21 protein-coding genes are annotated in these 20,778 nt (G+C 45.4%); 15 read left to right on the top strand and 6 right to left on the bottom strand.

Annotated features, from left to right (window positions below):
• Positions 1-102: 102 nt before the first annotated feature.
• The 4 genes from CFI03_RS03280 to CFI03_RS03295 all read right to left on the bottom strand — a co-directional run bounded on the left by CFI03_RS03280 (position 103) and on the right by CFI03_RS03295 (position 4,898).
• Positions 103-2,613 (bottom strand): phage NrS-1 polymerase family protein, encoded by a 2,511-nt coding sequence (locus CFI03_RS03280; protein WP_116394537.1) that lies wholly within the window; start codon positions 2,611-2,613, stop codon positions 103-105.
• 1,039 nt (positions 2,614-3,652) lie between these two features.
• Positions 3,653-3,835, bottom strand: coding sequence for a hypothetical protein (locus CFI03_RS03285; protein WP_162862799.1), 183 nt, complete (start codon positions 3,833-3,835; stop codon positions 3,653-3,655).
• Positions 3,836-4,015: 180 nt separating this feature from the next.
• A complete protein-coding gene (locus tag CFI03_RS03290) occupies positions 4,016-4,429 on the bottom strand; it encodes a hypothetical protein (RefSeq protein ID WP_116394540.1) in 414 nt (137 codons plus the stop codon).
• Between the two features lie 25 nt (positions 4,430-4,454).
• Positions 4,455-4,898: a hypothetical protein gene (locus CFI03_RS03295; protein ID WP_116394541.1), complete on the bottom strand. Its 444-nt coding sequence runs from the start codon at positions 4,896-4,898 to the stop codon at positions 4,455-4,457.
• A gap of 195 nt (positions 4,899-5,093) precedes the next feature.
• On the opposite strand from CFI03_RS03295, the gene CFI03_RS03300 reads away from it, so the two are divergent.
• The 8 genes from CFI03_RS03300 to CFI03_RS03335 all read left to right on the top strand — a co-directional run bounded on the left by CFI03_RS03300 (position 5,094) and on the right by CFI03_RS03335 (position 11,805).
• Positions 5,094-5,438, top strand: a complete 345-nt coding sequence (locus CFI03_RS03300; protein ID WP_116394542.1) for a helix-turn-helix domain-containing protein — start codon at positions 5,094-5,096, stop codon at positions 5,436-5,438.
• A gap of 185 nt (positions 5,439-5,623) precedes the next feature.
• Positions 5,624-7,846, top strand: a complete 2,223-nt coding sequence (locus CFI03_RS03305) for a hypothetical protein (RefSeq protein WP_116394543.1) — start codon at positions 5,624-5,626, stop codon at positions 7,844-7,846.
• Between the two features lie 19 nt (positions 7,847-7,865).
• A complete protein-coding gene (locus CFI03_RS03310) occupies positions 7,866-8,180 on the top strand; it encodes a hypothetical protein (RefSeq protein ID WP_116394544.1) in 315 nt (104 codons plus the stop codon).
• A gap of 126 nt (positions 8,181-8,306) precedes the next feature.
• Positions 8,307-9,005 carry a hypothetical protein gene (locus CFI03_RS03315; RefSeq protein WP_116394545.1) on the top strand — a complete coding sequence of 233 codons (699 nt, stop codon included), beginning with the start codon at positions 8,307-8,309 and terminating at the stop codon, positions 9,003-9,005.
• Positions 9,006-9,277: 272 nt separating this feature from the next.
• Entirely contained in the window at positions 9,278-9,568 is a 291-nt protein-coding gene (locus CFI03_RS03320) for a hypothetical protein (protein ID WP_116394546.1), read from the top strand.
• 240 nt (positions 9,569-9,808) lie between these two features.
• Positions 9,809-10,396, top strand: coding sequence for a restriction endonuclease (locus CFI03_RS03325; RefSeq protein ID WP_116394547.1), 588 nt, complete (start codon positions 9,809-9,811; stop codon positions 10,394-10,396).
• Between the two features lie 97 nt (positions 10,397-10,493).
• Positions 10,494-11,255, top strand: a complete 762-nt coding sequence (locus CFI03_RS03330; protein WP_162862800.1) for a hypothetical protein — start codon at positions 10,494-10,496, stop codon at positions 11,253-11,255.
• Complete coding sequence (locus CFI03_RS03335; protein ID WP_116394548.1) at positions 11,239-11,805, top strand: hypothetical protein; 567 nt, start codon at positions 11,239-11,241, stop codon at positions 11,803-11,805. Before CFI03_RS03330 ends, CFI03_RS03335 begins: the two co-directional genes overlap by 17 nt.
• A 183-nt stretch (positions 11,806-11,988) precedes the next feature.
• On the opposite strand, the gene CFI03_RS03340 is transcribed toward CFI03_RS03335, so the two are convergent.
• The gene (locus CFI03_RS03340) at positions 11,989-12,918 is read right to left on the bottom strand and encodes a ketopantoate reductase family protein (RefSeq protein WP_116394549.1); all 930 of its coding nucleotides are present in this window, start codon (positions 12,916-12,918) and stop codon (positions 11,989-11,991) included.
• A 149-nt stretch (positions 12,919-13,067) separates the two neighbouring features.
• Between CFI03_RS03340 and CFI03_RS03345 the strand changes: the two genes are divergently transcribed.
• Positions 13,068-13,637 (top strand): TetR/AcrR family transcriptional regulator, encoded by a 570-nt coding sequence (locus tag CFI03_RS03345; protein ID WP_116394550.1) that lies wholly within the window; start codon positions 13,068-13,070, stop codon positions 13,635-13,637.
• 91 nt (positions 13,638-13,728) lie between these two features.
• On the opposite strand, the gene CFI03_RS03350 is transcribed toward CFI03_RS03345, so the two are convergent.
• Complete coding sequence (locus CFI03_RS03350) at positions 13,729-13,848, bottom strand: NAD-dependent epimerase/dehydratase family protein (protein WP_116394601.1); 120 nt, start codon at positions 13,846-13,848, stop codon at positions 13,729-13,731.
• A gap of 85 nt (positions 13,849-13,933) precedes the next feature.
• Here CFI03_RS03350 and CFI03_RS03355 point away from each other — a divergent pair, with 85 nt between their 5' ends.
• The 6 genes from CFI03_RS03355 (at position 13,934) to CFI03_RS03380 (ending at position 20,774) form a co-directional block, all read left to right on the top strand.
• Positions 13,934-14,317, top strand: a complete 384-nt coding sequence (locus CFI03_RS03355; protein ID WP_162862801.1) for an S-layer homology domain-containing protein — start codon at positions 13,934-13,936, stop codon at positions 14,315-14,317.
• A 284-nt stretch (positions 14,318-14,601) separates the two neighbouring features.
• On the top strand, positions 14,602-15,546 hold the full coding sequence (locus CFI03_RS03360) for an ABC transporter permease (RefSeq protein ID WP_116394552.1): 945 nt from the start codon (positions 14,602-14,604) through the stop codon (positions 15,544-15,546).
• Positions 15,547-15,560: 14 nt separating this feature from the next.
• Positions 15,561-16,490 (top strand): carbohydrate ABC transporter permease, encoded by a 930-nt coding sequence (locus CFI03_RS03365; protein ID WP_116394553.1) that lies wholly within the window; start codon positions 15,561-15,563, stop codon positions 16,488-16,490.
• Positions 16,491-16,604: 114 nt separating this feature from the next.
• A complete protein-coding gene (locus CFI03_RS03370) occupies positions 16,605-18,128 on the top strand; it encodes an ABC transporter substrate-binding protein (protein ID WP_116394554.1) in 1,524 nt (507 codons plus the stop codon).
• Positions 18,129-18,277: 149 nt separating this feature from the next.
• Positions 18,278-20,038 carry a sensor histidine kinase gene (locus CFI03_RS03375; protein ID WP_116394555.1) on the top strand — a complete coding sequence of 587 codons (1,761 nt, stop codon included), beginning with the start codon at positions 18,278-18,280 and terminating at the stop codon, positions 20,036-20,038.
• On the top strand, positions 20,013-20,774 hold the full coding sequence (locus tag CFI03_RS03380) for a response regulator transcription factor (RefSeq protein WP_116394556.1): 762 nt from the start codon (positions 20,013-20,015) through the stop codon (positions 20,772-20,774). The genes CFI03_RS03375 and CFI03_RS03380 overlap by 26 nt, the downstream gene beginning before the upstream one ends.
• Positions 20,775-20,778: the final 4 nt, after the last annotated feature.

The following is a 20,778-nucleotide window of genomic DNA, read 5'->3' on the forward strand; positions in this document are numbered from 1 at the left end:
ATAACGGCTTCTCAACAAGCCAAAATTCTAAAAATCCATAATCAAAGACGATATCGGATAACGTAAAAGGGCCACGTAGCGAAATCGTGGCCATTGGTACTTTTATGCGTTCAGTAAATCTTTTGCTTTGGGGTTCAGCCCGTACATCGTCGAGTCCCGTCCATTCCCGTGGCGTTCCACATGCTGTACGAGCAAGTAGTTGCGATCTACAAGCTCCTGCAAATCCTTGTCCATGAATGCGACTTTGGCATAGCCTTTGCGCTTCAACAAGTTCCAAATCTTCGTTCGGGTGAACCATTTGATTAATGTGTCGTTCCCCTGCGCCTTAGCTAGCGTTTGCAGAATGTACTTTTGTTTCTCAGCATGGACTCCTTCGGATGCTTGCCCGAACGCTTTCAAGGTATGGGTATAGAAGTACTCCTCCAGCCTTGTCGCAGCTTCCACCGTAGATGCAGTGACTTCTTCGGGCAGTTCCTCCTTATCCGCATGTTCGGCCATATGGAGCAAACCGGCAATTCGCATAAGCTGTCCGACTAACTTGCCAGCCCAAGCCTTTAAGGGGCTTGTGAGATCGTTGTTGTCAGGGCGTAATCGCGGCTCGTTTTTATCAAACAGTCGTTCATACACCTCTACGGCTTCTGGAGTAAGACGTATGGTTTGCGTTGCTTCCCCCTCGTCGTGGACGGTTCCCTTTACGTCGGCCATAACGTAGTCGGAAATACTGGTTTGATTGTTGATGCTATCGGGAGATACTGGCTTCCGTTTCAGCAAGCAAGTCATCATCTCGTCGAATTTTTTCCTTACCTCGGGTGGAATGGGCATACTTCTGGCTTTCCGAGTTCCTAACGGAGAGTCTGGAATGACGAAGAAGAATCGAGCAAACAGCCCGCGTCCATTTAAGGAGCTGTTGGTTAAAACGCGTTGTAGATGATCATTCTGAACCAACACTCCAACCGTTAAGATGGGCGACTTGAGATAGACGGAACCGCCATTTTTACGGTCGTAAGCGTAATTCTCACCACTATGCCCCTTGAGGAAAATATCGACGTTCGATTTCTTATCCGAATACAGTCCTGCGATGATGTCCAGTACAACACCTTCGGCACTCAGAATGCCCATCCGATTGTGATTCTCGGACATCACCTGTATCAGCTTCTCGGCTGTAATATCCTGCTTGATAAGCGCGGGTGGAAAAAGTTCTTTCGTTGAATCAAGCTGCTTTTGGATGTCCGCCAGCCGGAAGCGGGCATCTTGGCTGCCTTTTCTAATATCCTTTAACACACTGTCTTTCTGGCCTTTTAAATATTCAAGCTCTGCTTTGCGTTCCGAGATAACATCAACCATTTCATTCCGCAAGACCTCCTCGTAGGCATATATAGGCGCCATCATCTTGGCGAATACGTCTGACTTCCGGTTTGCCGAAGGTAAGGCGATTATTGAATATAGGCAGAGCGGCTCCGTAAAGCCGGGAAAGACCTCCAGATTGTAGCGTCGATGTACGGCTACAGCCACCGAAGTTAAAGCTATCATAGCCGCAGCGTCCACAGGCGTCTGTGAGAAGGTCGCGACAGCGTCCACGTAATCACGTAGCCATTTCGGGAAGATGTCTGTAGGGAATGTAGGAGTGGAATATGCTTCAAAAGGTGCGACTTCGGGATATTCGTCGCTCTCATCGTTATGAACTACAGATTCTGCGATCTCGTTCTGAGGCTGCTGTCTTGTTCGTCTAGAATACCTCTCCACCTGCCCATCCATCGCATGGGTTATCACCCTGTCTTGGTAGTCGGAGCGATTCTCCCATTTTTCCCGCTTTCCTAATGCGCTTGCGCTAAATAAGCGGCGAATTTGCTCTGTATCCCCACTGTAGAAGGCAAGTTTGCTGGCGAAAGCAAGGTCGGCTTCACTCTGGCTAGGGTAGCCCAACCCGCTCCATCCCCGCTCATATAGCGTCCGCCATTTGGCTCCTTGTGGTTCCCGGAATAGCTTCTCTAAAATATTGGTATCAGACAGCACGCTTGCGTTACCTTCAATACATTTCGGGGAAGGTGAGTTAGAAGAATGGGTACGTGTTGCGGACTTATCAGCAAACACCCGTTCATACAGCGTGTTCAATTCCTTTTGTCGCTCCATTACCTCCTGCGGCTCTCCGAATACATTGCCGGTGACCACGAAGAAGCGCTTTGAATCGTACATTTCAATTTGACCTTTGCGGTTGCTGTCTCCGGGAATCGTACCTTTCACAATAATGTGAAAGCCTGTCTCCGACACACTGAATTCCGTATAGGAATCCATACTGGTAATGATGTCTTCCGCCCAAGGTTCGATTGCGCCAGTGTCCGGGTCAGCACACTTATCTAAGTCAATTCCGGTTAGCCCGCCTCCTTCCTTGAAAACGAAGCCGATACCGTCAAACTGCCCGGATTTACTATTCCGGAGCTTATCGAGTGCTGCTTGGAAGCTCATCTGATTTTGAACATCTTGGGCATTGCAGTTCTCCCCGTTAATCGTACAAGGAACTTTCGTTACCTTACCTTCACGGTCTTGAATCTTCCAGAGAACCCACTGGTCTAATTCCCGGATGGATTCCGGTAGGTTAATAAAATCATGTTTCATTGAGAATTTCTCCCTTTCATATTAGTAATAAGGCTGGGAAGGGGCCAGAAGCCCGGATTTCCCCCTGCTCACAGCTGAATAAAGAAGGGAGCAGCTAAATCCTCACTGGAAATCAGATCACTGAGATGGAAATTTAGGTTATAAAATTACGAAAAATTTTCTTATCACACAAGGAGACTTGAATCGCGGAAGTAATTCTGAACGGTGTGTTGATTCGGCACAGGCTGCACTGAGGATTTTCGGAATTTTGGAATTATGGGTTCGCGTAGGAGTCATAACCCTCTGAGGAGTTGGAGAGCCAGAATTCGATCCACGGATACCGAGGCTGATGCGTAACTATGTTTAGGCATCAAAAAGCCCCGCAAGCGATAACCAGGACGTAAAATCGTCCATCGTATCACTAACGGGGTAACTGGAGACAGAATGGCATTAACGGTTTATCGTCATTTCTGATTGTTAGACAGGGGATTATTGAAAGGTGTATTTATCGAAAACAATTATGTAAATTTCGGAAGACGAGCGAAGCGAGTCGCTCCGAGCGATAGCTCGGAGTAGAGCACATTCCGTTCCTTGAATTTCACATACAGAAGTGGCACAGGCTTCTATGGGCAGACCATGACCACGGATATTCAAGCAGGCATCACGTTTTTCCTCGCTCTCGCTTATCCCTTCCTCGCTTCGCTCGAAAGACTCCGCTTCGCTCCGTCGCTTTCTTCTTTCTCTTTTGGGGAAGAGCAGGATATTCAGGTGTGGATTCATTCTACATCTGAATATCCCCCGCACTTTTATTCGTCGTATACCACAACTCCCTACATCCTCGTTCCGCTCGGGGAAGATTGAATTTCCCATAGCAGCACAGCCGACTCCTGTATTCTCCACATCGGAGCACACGGCACGTTCTCCATCGGAACAGCCCATAACACAGTCGTTCGGTGGTATATTCATTCGCTTCTCAGTATAGATATACCATAATATTCAATTTATTTATCGCGATTCCAACTTCGATAGGAAAGTTCTATCGGAATTTTTCAGCACAACGTTACTTCCCATGCTCGCCGCTCTCGCCATCCTTCTTCGGACTAACCCAAGCTCCCTTTTCAAGAAAGGAGCGAAGCACATCCGCTTCCATTCTACCGGCAGGGTCAAACGATATAAGCTCCCGCTCGCGATTTTCCAAGCGAATGAGCTGCCTTCTTAGCGTAGCTTCTAAAGATTCTTCCACCGTTCGTTCCTCCGCTCTAATGAATAAAATGGTTACAGGTTCCATAAAGCGCGCTCTCGTTCATTTCTCTGTCGTGCCCAAATAAAGACTCAAGGAAGCGGCGAGAAGCCCACCTTGCACGATTTCTGATCGTCATACGTCCATTTTGCATAGGCTGGCCTCGTTCGGTTCGCGTATTGATTAGAGTATAGGGGTGTGCCGTTCATAATACAACGTTCTTCTCGCCAATTCGTTTTGACCATAGGTCATGACGCCGTCCATCCTAACGCGTGTTAGATATCCTTCTCGCCCAGCTAATCGGTCGATCTCCTCAATGACTTGAGGATCATTAAGGACGAACGGGTCATCAGCGGCAACGGTCAACTCCAAACACAATCGTGTATCAAACACATGCCATTGTGGCTGCGGCTGGATTGGAGGGGTTTTTAGCTCGGCAGGCAGTTCAGTTAACACTTTCTGAATCGAATTTTCTAGATTCACGTCGCCGCTTTCGCGATCTCGGTTAATCAGATCGACAACATAACTACTAGCATTAGGAAGTCCGTCCAGAAACGTCTTAATATCAACAGGAACACTTATGGACTTATTGGCCATCCGACATCGCCTCGTCTCCTCGAACTTACTTTCCCTCAGTCAAATGCGTCACAGCCAAGCTCAAGTCGTCTACAGCACGGCTGGCATCTCTCGCGTTAAAGTAGAATCCTTTCCCTTCTCGCCAAGGCATTTCGCTCGACTCACGCCACCACTTTTGGAGGGCAATCAAGCGCTTTCCATCCTTTTCAACGATTAGTGTCTTAATTGACTGTGTGTTCGAGATATTACGCTCAGCAACGATTTTGACTAGCTTTACTGCCTGGTCGGTGAATGTCAGGTTAATCTCTGGATGATCTTCTCTATCCGGCATCAGTCGCACCTCACCGTTCTTCACGATTTCAAATCCACGCTTCTTCCAGTGCTCGACGAACTTCTCGGTGCACGTGACCTCCACACCGTTAATGAAATTCTTCATCAGGTAACCCTCTTGCTCATTCATCAATTTGTTCAAGTTCAGATTCTGATCCATTCAAACTCCTGCTTTCAATTAGTATTGGACGATAGAAGTTCAAGAAGGTAACTGGGATAGTAATATAACTTAAATGGTAGTTATTTAAGCCAAATATACTACTTATAAGAAGTATTTTCAAACAATAATACCGTCTATACACACCTGCACTTTAGTGATTATCTTCCCTAACCTTGAGAAAAGGTGGTGTAGTTAATGTCGGATTTACGCAATGTAGTTGGAGATAGGATACGTGCAATTAGAAAGGCTAAAGAATTAACACAACAAGAGTTGGCGGAACGTTCTAACTTGGACGATGCTTATATTGGAGCAGTAGAGCGCGGAGAGCGGAATTTCTCCATTGATACGTTGGACAAGATCGTTGAGGGCTTGGATATATCACCAGGCGAATTATTTCGTACCAGCAAAAGGAAGAGTAATGAGGAAGCGGTTAGGCAGCAAGTAATTGACGAGCTTGTAGCTGCAATCGGTCGGCTGGACATAGATCAAGTTGATATTCTGAGGAAGGTCAATAAGGAATTAATACGTGCTTTTAAATAAACAGCCCCTAGACTTGAACGCATGTGTTCAAGTGCTAGGGGTTGTTTATTTGGGGGCAAGTAACAAGCATTTATTGATAAAAGTAAAAAGGAAAATATTTCTTGACAATGTTCCTGCATGTTCCTAAAATGGAAATAAGAGAACATCAGGAACAGTCGGGAACATTAATGTGAAGGGGTGGGGAAATGTATTCCGCAAGGTTAACGAAAAGTGGAGTAAATAGTTGGGCAGTTGAGTTTAGGCATCCTGTATTAAAAGATCGTGAAGGTAAGCAAGGTAGAAAAATAAGACGTGGGCTTGGTTCAGATCAGGAGTCAGCACAATTAATCGTAGACGCTCTGAACAGCTTACTATCGGACGAAAAGTTCTGGTCATTGAACGTGCAGAAGGAGGCAAAGGAGGAATTCCATAGTAAGGCAGTTGAAATTTTTTACGATCAAATGGAAGAGGATATTGTGAGTGATCCTTGGGAGTTGCGGAATGAAAAGATTAAACTACCGTCCAATGATGATGGTTATTCACGGGTAATGTTCCTCGGCACAACTGGGGCTGGAAAAACTACAGTTATTAGGCAAGTAATTGGGACAGAGCCAGATGAAATAAGCTTTCCTGCTATTTCATCGAGCAGAACTACTACTTGTAACACAGAATTCATCTTCCGAGAGGGAAATTGGAGTGGTGTTGTAACATTTATATCCCAAGCCCAAGCAATAAAGTTGATCGAAGAATGTGTATGGGAAGCGTTTCGAAGAGCGGTAATTGGAGAAGATGAAAAAACAATTGCAAAAGCCTTATTATCACACCCTGAACAGAGGTTTCGTCTGAGTTACTTGCTTGGGCAGTATAGGGCATCGAGTAAGCAAAACACCATTAGAACACAAGATCAGGAACAACCAGAGGTTCCTTATCCTGATCAGTTAGCATTGCAAACAGATATCGATTTTATTATCAAAGAAATTCAAAGTTTAGCTGCGGAAGCTCTGGATCAGTATACCCCTGATGAAGACCAAGTTGATGAAGCCATAGACAAGTTATACGAAAGCTGGATTCGGGAAGAAACGGAGAGGTTTAATGAAGTTGTCTACTTTATACTAAATCTTATAAAGTCTCGATTCGAATTAGTTAGAACCGGGCAGCTTTATAAAGATACACGTGGATGGCCTGTATACTGGTTTAATCAATCCGATGATAAAGCAGAAGTAGTTACAATGATGAGATGGTTTGCGGGTAATGAAGGCAGAAGATTTGGACAACTGCTTGCCCCAGTTGTAAATGGAGTCCGTCTAGAAGGTCCATTTCAACCAAGTTGGTGGCAAGGTAGCACTCCCCCTCGACTGGTGCTAGTTGATGGAGAAGGAATTGGGCATGACTCCAATATAACAACAAGCATTCCAATGGAGGTAACAAACAAATTTAAAGAAATTGATGCTGTAGTTCTTGTTGATAATGCCACCCAGCCTATGCTGGACATTCCTAAGGTGATATTACGCGAAGCTTCTTCGCGTGGACAACAAGATAAAATGATGGTTGTGTATACCCGATTTGATCAAGTGCAAGGTTCTAATATGCTTGACGAAGAAGACCGCCGTGATCATGTGCTAGGAATTCAAACAGGTGCTATTGAAGCTATGCAAGAGGCATATAACTTAAATCCAAAGACGATACGACTTTTAAGAGATCATTTGGAACAGAATGCATTCTTCTTTTCAAACGCTAATGATTTAAAAAATCCCTCTGATGAGCTCATTATGGAAATGGAAAATTTCATAGAATCTGTTTTAGCAAAAGCCGATAAGCCTGAACTCCAACTATCCAGCGGCGTCCTTTCTACGCCCATATATGACTATGGACGTTTGGTAATTGCGATAACTGAAACCGAAGAGTTATTTATGCAGAAGTGGCTTGGATTGTTAGGGTTAAGAAACTCTCAGTTTCCAAAACAACACTGGGCTCGAATTAAGGCGTTGTCTGTTCGTGCAGCTAGTTGGCCAAATATCGTAGAGTATAACGATTTAAAGCCTGCTAGTGATCTCGCAGGATACCTAATGCAGCGCCTTGATGCATTCCTAAGTGTACCAAAAGAATGGTCAGCTATTTCACCCGAAGATTTAAAGCACAGTGTGCTTCAGCGGCTAGCCGAGACTGTCTCTGATAAAATCAATCATTTGATCCTTAGACGCCTCAAGATAGATTTACATTCACAATGGATTGCTGCACAGAATTATAGGGATTCGGGTTCAGCGGCAAAGAGGGCGAGTGAAATTCGGAGTATCTATGAGAAAGCAATTCCCATGCCCAAAATAACATACGACTCGGTTTCGGGCGATTTGTTGGAGGAATTAAAAACAATTCTAGAGGATTCAATCAAGGAACTTATTGAAATGACTGATACCGAAAGCATTGCTTGAAATAGAACGGAGGGACTACATGAATAAAAAGGATTCCGACGTAATGGTTCGACTTGCAAAAGAAGGGAAGCATATCTCTAAAATCTGGACGGAAGACTTCCCGGAATACGATTATTGGGATATATACTTTGAAGTTCACGGAGCGGGAGAACGAAGTTCAGTTGGGGTTAAAAGAATGATTACAGCAAGATTGAATAAGCTCACTGAGGCTGACGATAAGCGGAATCGTATTGAAATTATCGATGAACTTAATGATCTTGTGTTCCACCTGTATAGCAGGTATAAATCAAGCCAACAAAAATTAGATGAGATTAGATCAGTTCTCAAACAATAAAGTAATTGAGACCCTTTTGGAACATGCGAAAGGGTCTTTTATTTCGCTTGTTTACAACGTCAACAACAATGTGCTATTATGGTGACAAATCAGGTGATGTTGACATTGTAAACAGGAGGGGTTGAAATGAAGTATTCGAGTGAACAGCATTCAGTTAATAAACGTATAGATCTGGTGAAACTCGTTGAGTACATTTCCAAAGATCCAGATAGTGAAATTGATGTTCAGGATGCTGAGGAATTGTTGAGGCTCATTGTTGAGCAGCACACCATGACAACCGGAGAGGTTATGTATTGGTTTGAAGTGAGTCGTCAACGGCTACTAGGCTTGAAGAACCAAAAATATCTAAATGAACTCAAAGGAGGGTTATACAGTCGGGCCAACGTTGAAACCATGCGCTGGCAGCAGATAAAAGAGGAACGACTTCGGTATGAGTTGTACCCTGTATTTCGCATTATTGATAGTTGCTTGATTATTGATAAGCGGAGATTCTTCGATTGTCAGACTATGGTTAAAACCGAGTCGAAAGAAACACATTATAACCCGGCAAACCATCCGTATAAAAAGGCGTTAGAAGAGATGCTTTCTGCCGCTGTTGAAACTTACAAGAAAAACCAAAAAGTTGTGTACTTGATGCAAAAGGGGTTTGATGAAGTTCATGATCTGGATGATCTTCAGAGAGTAGAAAAAGAAGGAGTATGGTTCGCCGGAGAGCATACGAGAGACGAGTTTTTGAAAATGCTCATGAGAACTAGAGAAACGGAAACTGGGCTTGAAAAAGCAGGTAATTTTCAAGCAACGATTAACGAACTTTCATCGATGTAATTGCCGGTTCTTGTAACGATTAAAAATATTGGATGTGTAGTGAGTAGCGATGGCAGTCATGCACCGTTGTACATTTTCGCCGATAGAACCCATATCATAAGTGACGGCGAAAAATAGGGGTATAACTGATGGGGTGAAGGAGGGTTGCCCTAAAGAACATGGATGAAAAATGTGTAAATAAAATGAATAATTTATTCAAAAAACATATCTGTTGAATAAATTATTCACGACCGTTATAATTGACAGATAACAAATAGAAGGGGCTGAGTTATATGGGCAGAACAAAGTCCGAGATCAACGAACTAAAGCGAAAAGTTAATTCGCTAGAACTAGAGACAAGCAAGATGAAAAAGGAAATTAAGGAAAATACCCAACAAATTGATCGTCTAACAGATGCCAAAATTATTGATATGCTCCAGGAAACAAATTCAACTTATTCTAGTCGACCGAGATATTCTTACGAGGAAATATCCAATGCAACGGGCAAGTCAACAGGCTACATTTCTAACATTGCAAAAGAGAATGGGCTATCAAGAAGAGCGATAAAAGTGGTCTCTGAGTGACATTAGGAATACCGCGTTTGTAGGTGCAATCGTTGGCATCGCATTTGCAATCGGATCGATTGAAAGGAATTTGGACAAGCTTAATCGTTTGTAGTATTCACGTCCCGAGGGCTTCGGCTCTCGGGATATTTTGTTTTACTCCAGTTTCAGAAGTCCTCCTTGCAACTATTTACTCAGGATAATATACCCATTTGTGGTACTATACATATATACATACGGGACAGCATCGGGGGAGTCGACGTGAAAGACTTAATTGTGTTTGTAATTGTAATTATTCTACTAGGGGCAGTTGCAGGTCTACTGCAACCTAAAAGAAAGAGAAAAAGTAGAAAGAGACCTAAATCCACGAGTAACAAGCGAAAGAAATCGACCAATGATACCTTTCGTCGGAATTCTAAAACATGTAGGACGGACGAGGTTATCCTAACGCAATCCTTAGATGAACTCAACGGTGTTGAGTTCGAGCGGTTACTTGCCTTGTACTTTCGCGATCAGGGCTTTGTTGTTCACGAAGTCGGAGTTGGAGGAAATGACGGTGGAGTGGATCTAGTCATTGTGGACAAGCGAGGGGAGAGAACGGCAGTTCAGGCGAAATGCTATGCTGACCATAACTTTGTTCCTGTTCAAACCGTTCGGGAGCTAGTAGCAGCCAAGCGGAACCACAATTGCATGCTTACTCTGCTGGTTACGACGTCTGATTTAACTGGCCCAGCCAAGAAGGAAGCAGAGCAGTTTCAGGTGGAGTATTGGCATGGCGGGGTTGTTGAGGGAAGACTAAGGGACTGGGTGAAGTGGCAAGTTCCCAGAAAAGGCAGTAAGAGAGGTTAAGGTTTGAAATAGGCATTGAATGTTAAATTTCCTCATTAAATGGGAGCTACTACTCGGACAATTTATGCTTAATATGATGCAAAGTAGAGGGATATAATTGAATTTTAAAATTATTGTTGAAATTTATATCGGTAAAACTAGACCAGACTTTAGTAAAACCCCAGTTTTTAGACCACGTCCATTGTCACGTTGGATTATACATACCAATGACTTTGAGGTTAATGTTTATGGCTCCATATGGGGTGAAAATTTAGTACTGAATCTCGGAAATCATATGTCGGTTTATCGTCAACCAAGAAGCAGTCTATGGTGGCAACTTAATCAAACAATGTCACCAATTAATCCTCATTTTCAGCCTCAATCAGTTAAAGTTTCTGCAAGTTCAATAACAGGAAATTTTGGAGAGGTACTAACTATATTGGCTCTAGAGTCGAGAATAAACCTCCCAAGATTTATGAACATATGTCATCTCACTTCAAGGTATGGAGGGAAATCACCCGACTTATTTTTAGAAAGCAATCCTTTATTAAATACGTATCAGAGAAAATTTCAAATTAAAAATACGTTAGTAAGACCCAACTTACCCGATTTTATGCCTGGGGAATGTAAAAATAACGATTTTCTAAAGGCGCTGAAACAAATCGCTGTTTATTGGTTTAATAATCAAACCAGTCCTGATTATGGATTTGGCTTAGTTTCTTCTATTAACTTCAGGCAAAGTAATGAAATATATTTAAGTTTTAATCTATTAATTCCAAGAGACATTCCAAAATTAAGGTCACAATTAACTAGTGAAACTATTGCAAATGCAGTAAAACAAGAGCACTTTAGGGAGACTCATTATGGTTTTAAATCCTAGCGTAAAAGTTCTATCTCTATATAAAGAGGCACGTCTTGATCTTTGGGTTGGAAATAAAGATAATTCGATTCAAAATTTAAAGAACTGCAAGGAACTATTGACAAAAGAAAATTATATAAGCTTTAAGGATTTAGATATTGAAGAGATGATTGATGCATGGAGATATATAAATACAAATGATTTAGCTGAAGTAATTCAAATATCTACAGGAACATTGTTCTCCTTTAACTTATTGAGTTCAGGAATAAACACCGCTGAGTTTCGAGGAAGATTTTACGGTGACCCGCAAAAAGTTGTTGAGACATTGGAGAACATCAAATTTAGAATATCGCCAAGAAACTCTGAGAGGAATACATCATGGTCCTCGGTTTCTGCTGATAATGATTTCACGGCGTCTTATACGCTTAATTATCAAAATGCTGTAGTTTTGGGTCAAATAACTTTTCATTTCAACTATTTTCAGAATAACCTTGTTAATAATTTGGCAAAACACACATTAAACATTGCCGTGTGTAAACATTTCTTATCTCATCTCGATATAATTGAATAAGAATTTATTGTCGTGGGTTATGCCTTTTCTTTTTCGCCGATAGACCCGTTAAGCTGAACCGTATCATAAGTGACGGCGAAAAAGTTTTGTTATATAGGTGATTACCGCTTTTAACAATATGTTAGATATGCCTCGTCTTCGCTTGTTGTTCCAGTTCTCGTAGCGGTTATTTCGAAGGCTTCTTTAAATTTCTTTTGCATATTCAGTATCTTCAAATGCCATCGTAAGACGTGGCAAAGGTATGCTTACCTTTTTTGCTTCTCTCACAACTTCAAGTACCGCAAAACCTGCTTTACTATTGTTGTATTCCACAAAAAGCCGAGGTAAGCTGCCTTTTGCAAAAATAACCTTGTTAAAAAGTGTGCCGAGAAGTCTAGGTGGAATTTTAGTCAGCAGGAGAGAAATGGTATCAAGCTTTGCACCTCTTGCTTTAAGAACAGGAATCATTTCCCTCATATTCAACCCAAGATTGGAAAATGAGTCACTATGATTCATGAGCGCTGAAAAGCTTCCCCGTTTTAACACCTCGGCTTCCATCGCTGCATTCATGGCAAAGTGGTTCCATAGCCAGTTTTGCATATCCTTTACCCAACTAATTTTAAAATGGGCACTTTCAAAACATTCCTTGACCAATTGGTTAATATGCTCAGTGCCTGCCCGTGGTTTTTCAAGAAATATCATTTTCAAAAAGCCGCCTCTCAGCCTATTGTCCGCGATGCCACCCCCTGCTCCAGGGAAGCCAAAGACAACATTGTTCATAGACAATGGTGCGATCGATGATTTCAAATCTTGCCAAATGTTATTGAATAAGAGGATAGGGGCATTTCCTGCAACAGTTGATAGAAATTGTGCTGCACCTGGAAGTTGTTCCGTGTTGACGCTCACAATAATGAGATCATAATTTGGAAGGATCTCCTCATGCAGTGTAACGTTCCAGCTTTCTTTTATTAGCTTTTTCCCTTTTCGTGCGTCCCACATTTCCAGCTCTATACTGCTTCCGAAGGTTTCTTTCCTCCCCTTTCTAACGTAAAAGTCAACTGTATGCCCTGCCTGTTCAAAAGCCCATGCATATTGGGTCGATATTACACCTCTACCGAAGAATAAAATTTTCATGTTAGACTCCCCCAAAGAGTTGATAATCCTTATTGATGATCAAACAACGTGTTGTATGATAATATTGTATGGATTCACTATACGGTCATCAACCATCAGATTTTTAATATCTGTCGGATCATCTATTGAACCGGAAATGGAGGCAAATTATGAACAAGCAACCTGAAATTACAGACAAAACCAGGCAGACCTTTATAAATGTGTTCTGTGATTTATATAGCCAAAAGCCAATTGAAAAAATATCTATTCAAGAGATTGCCAACAAGTCAGGATATAACCGCAGTACATTTTATCAATACTTTACAGATATTTATGAGTTGTTGAACTACGTTGAAGAGAAGGTTTTGAAATCCATTAACGAGGAAATGGCAAGCAGGGAGCTCTCAACGCATACTTTCCAAGACGCGCTTCAATGCCTGGAAAGTACAGAAGATATTTCTGTCCTAAAAGCCCTCCTGGGTGACTATGGTTCTGTTCATTTTGTTGAACGCCTGAAAAGAGAAATTCCCTTCGAGAGATTGATTGTGAATCTTCCAACAAATGATATCTTAGCGCCATACCTGATTGAGTTTTACATATCAACATTAATATCTCTGTTTCGCCTTTGGATACGCAACGGCAAAGATTTATCGTCGGAAGAATTGGTGAAGCTGATAGATAGCCTATTCGCAAATGGGATAACGCCGTTTCACATCTTTGGCACGGTTAAGAAAGAGTAAAATGTCAAAAGTTAACCAAGCTCGTCCCCCCGTTGGATCAGAGAAGCCGTCGCAGCTGGGGAAGAAGGCTTCAAATTTTGCTTGAATCGGTTTAGGCTATCCGGCCACCGGAACCATACACTAAATTGGTGCTGGCAAATACGAAACGGGGCACTCCCGCATCTAGTGTGGCGTTAGCTAAAGCAACAGTAGCCTCGATATTTGATCTCATTGCGGTTTCTTCATCTACTCAACGGAACTGTGCAGCGAGTGCGCTGGGGCTCGCGGACAATGGAGAAACGTCTGCGTTTAGCGACGTGAAACCGGGCGACTGGTACGTTGGAGTAGTGGCGAAAGCACTGGATTACGGTATTATTGAAGGCTATAAAGACGGAACGTTCGAGCCGAACAAGACAATTACCCGCGAAGAAGCAATGGTGATGATTATGCGGGCAATGAAGCTTGCAGGTCTGAACACAAGCGTCAGCGATGCGGAAGCGGAATCCGTACTCTCCATGTATGCGGATGGCAAAAAGGTAACCGTGTGGGCGAAAAAAGCAGTCGCAGCGGCGGTGGAGAGCGGCTTAGTCCAAGGCTCGAAGACTGGATTGAACCCAACAAGTGAAATAACTAGAGCGGAGAGTGCGGTGATCGTGCAGCGGTTGCTGGAGAAGGCTGAGCTGATTGGCAGCACCAAATAAGTGTTAATACAAATAGCATTCAAGTAATTTAGGGGCTTTCTCTACAACAGGGAAAGCCCTTTTTGTCGTGTTATCAGCTGAAGGGCTAAGTATCAAAATACTTCACATCCCCCATAAATCTAACGTTTGTTGACTGTAGTATCATGTTTTTAGTCTGGAACTGAGCAGGCGGTTTTCTATAAAATGACATCAAATAGTTAGATCAGCACGGTTTAATGAATGCGCTTACGGGGAGCGAATAGCGCGTACATGCTGAATGCAAACAAACGTAAGGGGTGGCGGACATGGACATGAAGAGCGGGCGAAAACGCTTGCGAACACGCTGGCGCACACAGGATACGGAACTGACGCTTCTGGCCTTACCAACAACCATCTGGTATATCTTGTTTTGTTTCTTGCCAATGTTCGGCCTTATTATTGCCTTTAAAGATTTCAAGATCCACGGCGGTTTTCTGAGCAACGTCATCAACAGCGATTGGACCGGCTTCAAAAACTTCGAGTTCCTGTTCAAGTCGAACGACGCCTGGGTCGTGATTCGCAATACGCTGGGCTACAATCTGATTTTCATCGTGCTGAGCATTGCGGTACCCGTAACGTTGGCTCTGATGATCGGTCAACTGCATAGCGGCAAGGCCGGGAAAATCTATCAGACGTTGATGTTCTTGCCGTATTTCCTTTCTTGGGTCGTGGTTTCCGCTATAGTATGGGCGTTTCTAAGCTTCGATAAAGGGATCGCCAATCAATTCCTGGCCGTCCTCGGCAACGACCCGGTGAACTGGTATATGGAACCGAAGTATTGGCCGTACTTCCTGGTATTCATGAACGTATGGAAAGGTCTTGGCTACGGTATGGTGGTCTACTTGGCGACCATTGCCGGCATCGATAGCACGTATTACGAGGCTGCCGTCATTGACGGAGCGTCCAAGTGGCAGCAAGCGCGCTACCTTACGCTCCCGCTTATGAAGCTGGTTATCGTGATGATGTTCATCTTGGCCGTAGGCCGCATCTTCTACACCGACTTCGGCTTGTTCTTCCAAGTGCCGCGGGATTCCAATTCATTGTTCAATGTAGCGACTACAATTGACGTTCTTGTGTATAAGCAACTCAAGTCCGCAACGCTCGGCATGGCATCGGCTTCTGCATTCTTGCAATCCGTGATGGGCTGCGTGACCATTCTGGTTGCCAACTGGGTTGTTCGTCTCGTAGACCGAGAGAGCGCAATGATGTAAAGGGGGAAGCGGGAATGTCATCAAGAGCGAAATTCGACACGGGTCTGGACAAGTTCAACCGGATCCGAACCGGCACGAACATGGTTTTCCATCTGATTTTTATCGTATTGGCGCTGCTTTGCCTTATACCTGTCCTTGTGGTGTTGTCCATATCGCTGACCAGCGAGGATTCCATTCGCAGCAGCGGGTATCATCTTTTCCCGACGGCATTCTCCGGCGATGCTTATCGCTATATCGCGCAGCAAGGGACGATGATCACGAAGGCGCTCGGCATCTCCGTGCTTGTTACCGCCCTCGGTACCGTGATTGGCGTGATGCTTACAACGTCGATGGGCTACGTCCTTTCCCGGCCGAATTACAAGCTGAAGGGGCTTCTGACCTGGATCGTATTCATTCCGATGGTATTTAACGGAGGCTTGGTGTCCAGTTACTATATCAATTCCAATATGCTGGGCCTGAAAGATACGGTGTGGGCGCTTATTCTGCCGCTGGCCGTCTCCTCCTTCAACGTCATCATTTGCAAAACCTTCTTCCGAAGCACGATTCCGGACGCCCTGATCGAATCCGCCGAAATCGACGGCTCGAGCCAATTGCGCATTTACTTCTCGATTGTGCTGCCGATCTCGCTGCCGGTTCTGGCGACCATTGGATTGTTCCTCTGCTTCGCCTATTGGAACGACTGGTTCCAATCCATGCTGTACATCGATAACCAGAACTTGTACTCGCTGCAGGCGCTCTTGAACAGCTTGATGACCAACGTGGACGCCCTGGCGAAAAATGCTTCCAGCATGGGCATCAGTTATGCGGAGCTTGTCGCAACCATGCCCAAGGAATCTGCGCGGATGGCCGTTGCCATCGTCATCGTGGTTCCCGTTGCCGTTGCTTACCCGTTCTTCCAGAAATACTTTATTTCCGGTCTAACGGTAGGCGCCGTGAAAGGTTAATTCTGAAAGGTTAACTCGAAATAAACTCGGATTTACTCGTCCGGTTTATGATATCCACCGCGCAAATGAAGACGGTGGGAATGAAGAGGGCTATATTAAAGGGAGGAAATGTACATGAAAAGGACGAAGAAAAAATGGCTTGCTATCAGCGCCGTAGCGCTTTTGACAACCGCTCTTGCAGGCTGCGGCAACTCGAATTCCAATTCCAATTCGGATTCAAGCACCAACAAGCCTTCGAACACCAACGCGACGGCAAGCGCGCAGACGGAAACGAGCAAGCCCGCTGATTCGGGCGATGTGCCTACGCTGGTATGGTGGACGATCGGCGGACAGACTCCCGCCAACTTCGATAAAGCGATTGCAGCAATGAACGAATACACGGCCGAGAAGATCGGCGTGAAAATCGATATTAAGGTAGCAAGCTGGGGCGACTGGGATACGAAGATCAATACCATCGTAAATACCGGCGAACCGTTCGACATCATGTTTACGAATAACTCCAAGTATAGCCAGCAAGTGACGATGGGCGCGTTCGCCGACCTGACCGACCTGGTGCAAAGCGAATCGCCGGATCTCTACAAGCTGATTCCTCAGAAGGTATGGGATGGAACAAAAATCGGAGGGAAAATCTACTCCGTGCCGACGTACAAAGACTCGTCTTTGACCCAGTACTGGGTGTTCGACGACAAGTACGTGCAGAAATACGGCATCGATACGGCTAGCATCAAGACGTTGAAAGACCTCGACAAACCGTTCCACGATATGAAGGCAGGAGAAGGCAAAAGCTTCTACCCGCTGTCGCTCACCCAAGGCGACGGGTTTAACGGATTCTTCAACGGCTACGACGATATGACGCTTGGCCTGCCGCCGATCGGCGTGAAAGTCGACGATGCTTCCCGCAAGGTTGTCTCCGTGCTGGAGCAGCCGGACATCATGGAGGGACTCAAGCAGCTGCACCAATGGTACCAAGACGGTATTATCAATCCGGACGCACCGACGAAAACGGAAGCGGATAAAGCCCGTCCTTTCTTCGCGGCGCAGGCATTCCCGGGTGCGGAAGCGAGCTGGCAGATCACGGAGGGTGTCGAGAAGTACGACATGTTCCAGATCTTTGGCCCGATTTATACGACAAGTACGATTCAAGGCTCTCTGAACGCGATCTCGGCCAACTCGAAATATAAGAAAGAAGCGTTGAAATATTTGCAGCTGGTTAATACGGATCCGAAGCTGCGCAATATGCTGGCCTTCGGCGAGCTGGGCGTCGATTACGACAACGTGGATGGCGAGAAAGTGATTGAGCGCAAGTCCGATACATGGCCGCTTGCCGCTTATACGCAAGGGACGTTCTTCGACCTGGCCGTAACGAAAGGCGCTCCGGTAGATCAGTGGGATCAAGTCCGCAAGCTGAACGATCAGGCGACTTCCTCCACGAATTTGGGCTTTGCGCTGGACATCAGCAAGCTGAGCACCGAAGTGGCCAACACGAAAGCGGTATGGGACAAATACCGGTATGAGCTGCTGACAGGCGCTTCCGATCCGGAGAAAATGGTACCGAAGATTGTGTCGGAACTAAAGGCCGCTGGCATGGATGCGATTATGAAGGCCGCCCAAGAGCAAGTCGATTCGTATTTCAAATAAGTTTTGTCTGTTATCAACATCCGAAAAACCCGAACGGAGATTGCCGTTCGGGTTTTCTGGCACGAAATTTAGGATTGCTTTTATCAATAACAACGTTATATGTTTGAGCAGTGGGGTAGGGCAAAAGCCTATTGCAAAGGAGATGCCGCATGCGTTCATTTATGCAAATCAAGATCTATCGCGGCAAGTTCATTGCATATGCGGTATTTGTGGTATTCATCGGCCTTGCGCTCGGCGCGCTCACCTGCGCGGTACTGCTGGACCAATGGGTGGGGAATTCCAGAAACGAGGCCACAGGTGCGTTCTCTCGGGTGGAAAACAGCCTCCAGTACGATGCGGACCGTATCGAAGCGTTTATGCAACGAGTGTATTCCAACAGCGGTCTGGTGTCCGACATTCGCAGCTTCTTGGGAAATAACGCGGAGGGCTATCTGACGAGCAGGCTGCAGGGCAGTCAATATAACCGGCCGCTTGTCTCTTTTCCCGACGATATGAAATCCTTCTTAAGCAACGGGGGAAAGGGAGACATCACGCAAATCAGCCTGCATACCGAGCAAGAGGGCAACGTGGTGAGCTTCGATAATAACGGCAATACGAGTTATCTATTCCGTCTGCCAAACTCCGACGAAACGTTTCGCGAGACGATTCAAAAAGGATTCGTCTATCACAAAAAGCTGTCGGATCCGAACCAAATCTCCCGTCAGCTGGGCGAATTCCGATTCCTGGTTAGCAGCGAGCGTATTTTTAAAACAGTGCAAAATTACCATTTGGATGAGGCCGCTGCAGTCAGCGATTCCGGAGACGTGTACCTGATCGCCGGCAACGGCCGCAGCTCGGAGGAGCTGATTCGCCGGATCGTGGCGGATGGACGCACGCATGGCTTTCTATCGACGGGATTCCTGGACCGAGCCTATTTCGTGTCGTTTCATTCGAGCGAGTTCGATTATCGGTTCGTAAGCACCGTGGATTTGGCCTCGCTGATCCGTCAAAAAGCAAACGTGCTGCTTATCGTGTTTCTCATTGTACTGACCGCCATGATCTGCGTCCTGCTGCTTATCGTTTACAATCTGCGCGAAGACGCGAACTTCCTGCGGCGGATTATCGTGTCCATCGGACGCGTGAAAACGGCGGATTTTACGCCGGTTAACCCGGCCCGCTACCGTAGGAACGAATACGGCATGATCGCCCGGGAATTGGACGATATGATCCGTCAGCTCGACCGTCATATCCGCACCAATTACCTGCTAAAACTCAAGCAGCAGGAGACTGAAATGAAAGCGCTTCAGCATCAGATCAATCCTCACTTTTTGTACAATACGCTTGAGGTGATCCGTTCCTCCGCCTTGGTGAACAGCGCCGACCATACCTCCGACGCCATCGCCACCTTGGGCGCCCTGTACCGCGATATCGTAAAAAACGAGAATATCATTTCACTTGGCAGCGAGTTAAACTTGCTTCAAAAATACTTAAAAATTATGGAATTCAAATATCCGGACCGGTTTTATTATCAATTTAATGTGGAACCCGCATTAATCCCCTTGCCCACCGTGAAATTTTGGATGCAGCCGCTGGCGGAGAACTTTTTCATTCATGGCTTTCATCCGGAGAGCGAGTTTAACCTGCTTATCGTGAACGGCTGGGAGGAAGAGTCACGCTTCGTGCTGGAGATCGTGGACAATGGCAACCGGATTTCCGGGAAGCATTTGTCCGAAATCAGGCAAAAGCTCTCCAGAGGCGACGACGCCCAGGTGGACAGCATCGGTCTGCGTAACGTGTATACCCGGCTGCGCTTTTTCTATGGGAAAGGCTTCTCCATGACGATCGACAATAACGAGGAAGCCGGCGTTAAAATAACCGTAATCCTATCCAAGGAGGCGACGAACGATGTACAAGCTGCTAATCGTGGATGACGAGCCGCAGATTTTGGAAGGAATGAAGCGAACGCTGGATTGGGAGAAATACGGCTTTGGCCGCATCGAGACGAGCGAGACCTATGAGGGTGCGATTTCGAAGGCCGTGGAAATTTTGCCGGATTTGGCGATTTTCGATGTTTGCATCGGCAAGCAGCGCGGTTATGACGCCATCCACAAGCTTAACGAGCTGCGCCTTCCCTCGAAATATATTATTATGAGCGGTTATGGCGAGTTCCAGTATGCCCTGGAGGCGATTCGCTGCGGGGCTAAGGATTACCTGCTCAAACCCGTGGATCGTTCGAAGCTGCAGCAGCTGGTCGAGAAGATTATCGTAGAAGATCTGCACGGTAAGCTGGCCGATACGGATCGCAGCGACCTGGATATAGACCCGGTACTCGGCGTACGTTATGACAGCCTGTCCAAGCTGACGAATCGCATTCTGCTTATCGTCAAGGCGGAGTATTCCCAGAACCTCAGCTTGAAGTCGGTTGCGGAACGTTTTCGCATGAACGGAACGTATCTCGGACAGCTTTTCCTCAAGGAGACAAAAAAGAAGTTCTCGGAATATTTAATGGCTTACCGAATGCTTCGCGCCCAGGAACGCATACAGTCCACGGACGAGAAAATTATCAGCATCGCGCTTTCCGTCGGATATCCCAACCTGAACTATTTCTATTCTCATTTCCATGCTTATTTCGGCAAGTCGCCCTCCGATTTGCGGAGAAAGGAATAACGAT

Origin of the sequence: Paenibacillus sp. ATY16 (genome assembly GCF_003399985.2) — a bacterium.
GTDB classification, from domain to species: domain Bacteria; phylum Bacillota; class Bacilli; order Paenibacillales; family Paenibacillaceae; genus Pristimantibacillus; species Pristimantibacillus glycanilyticus.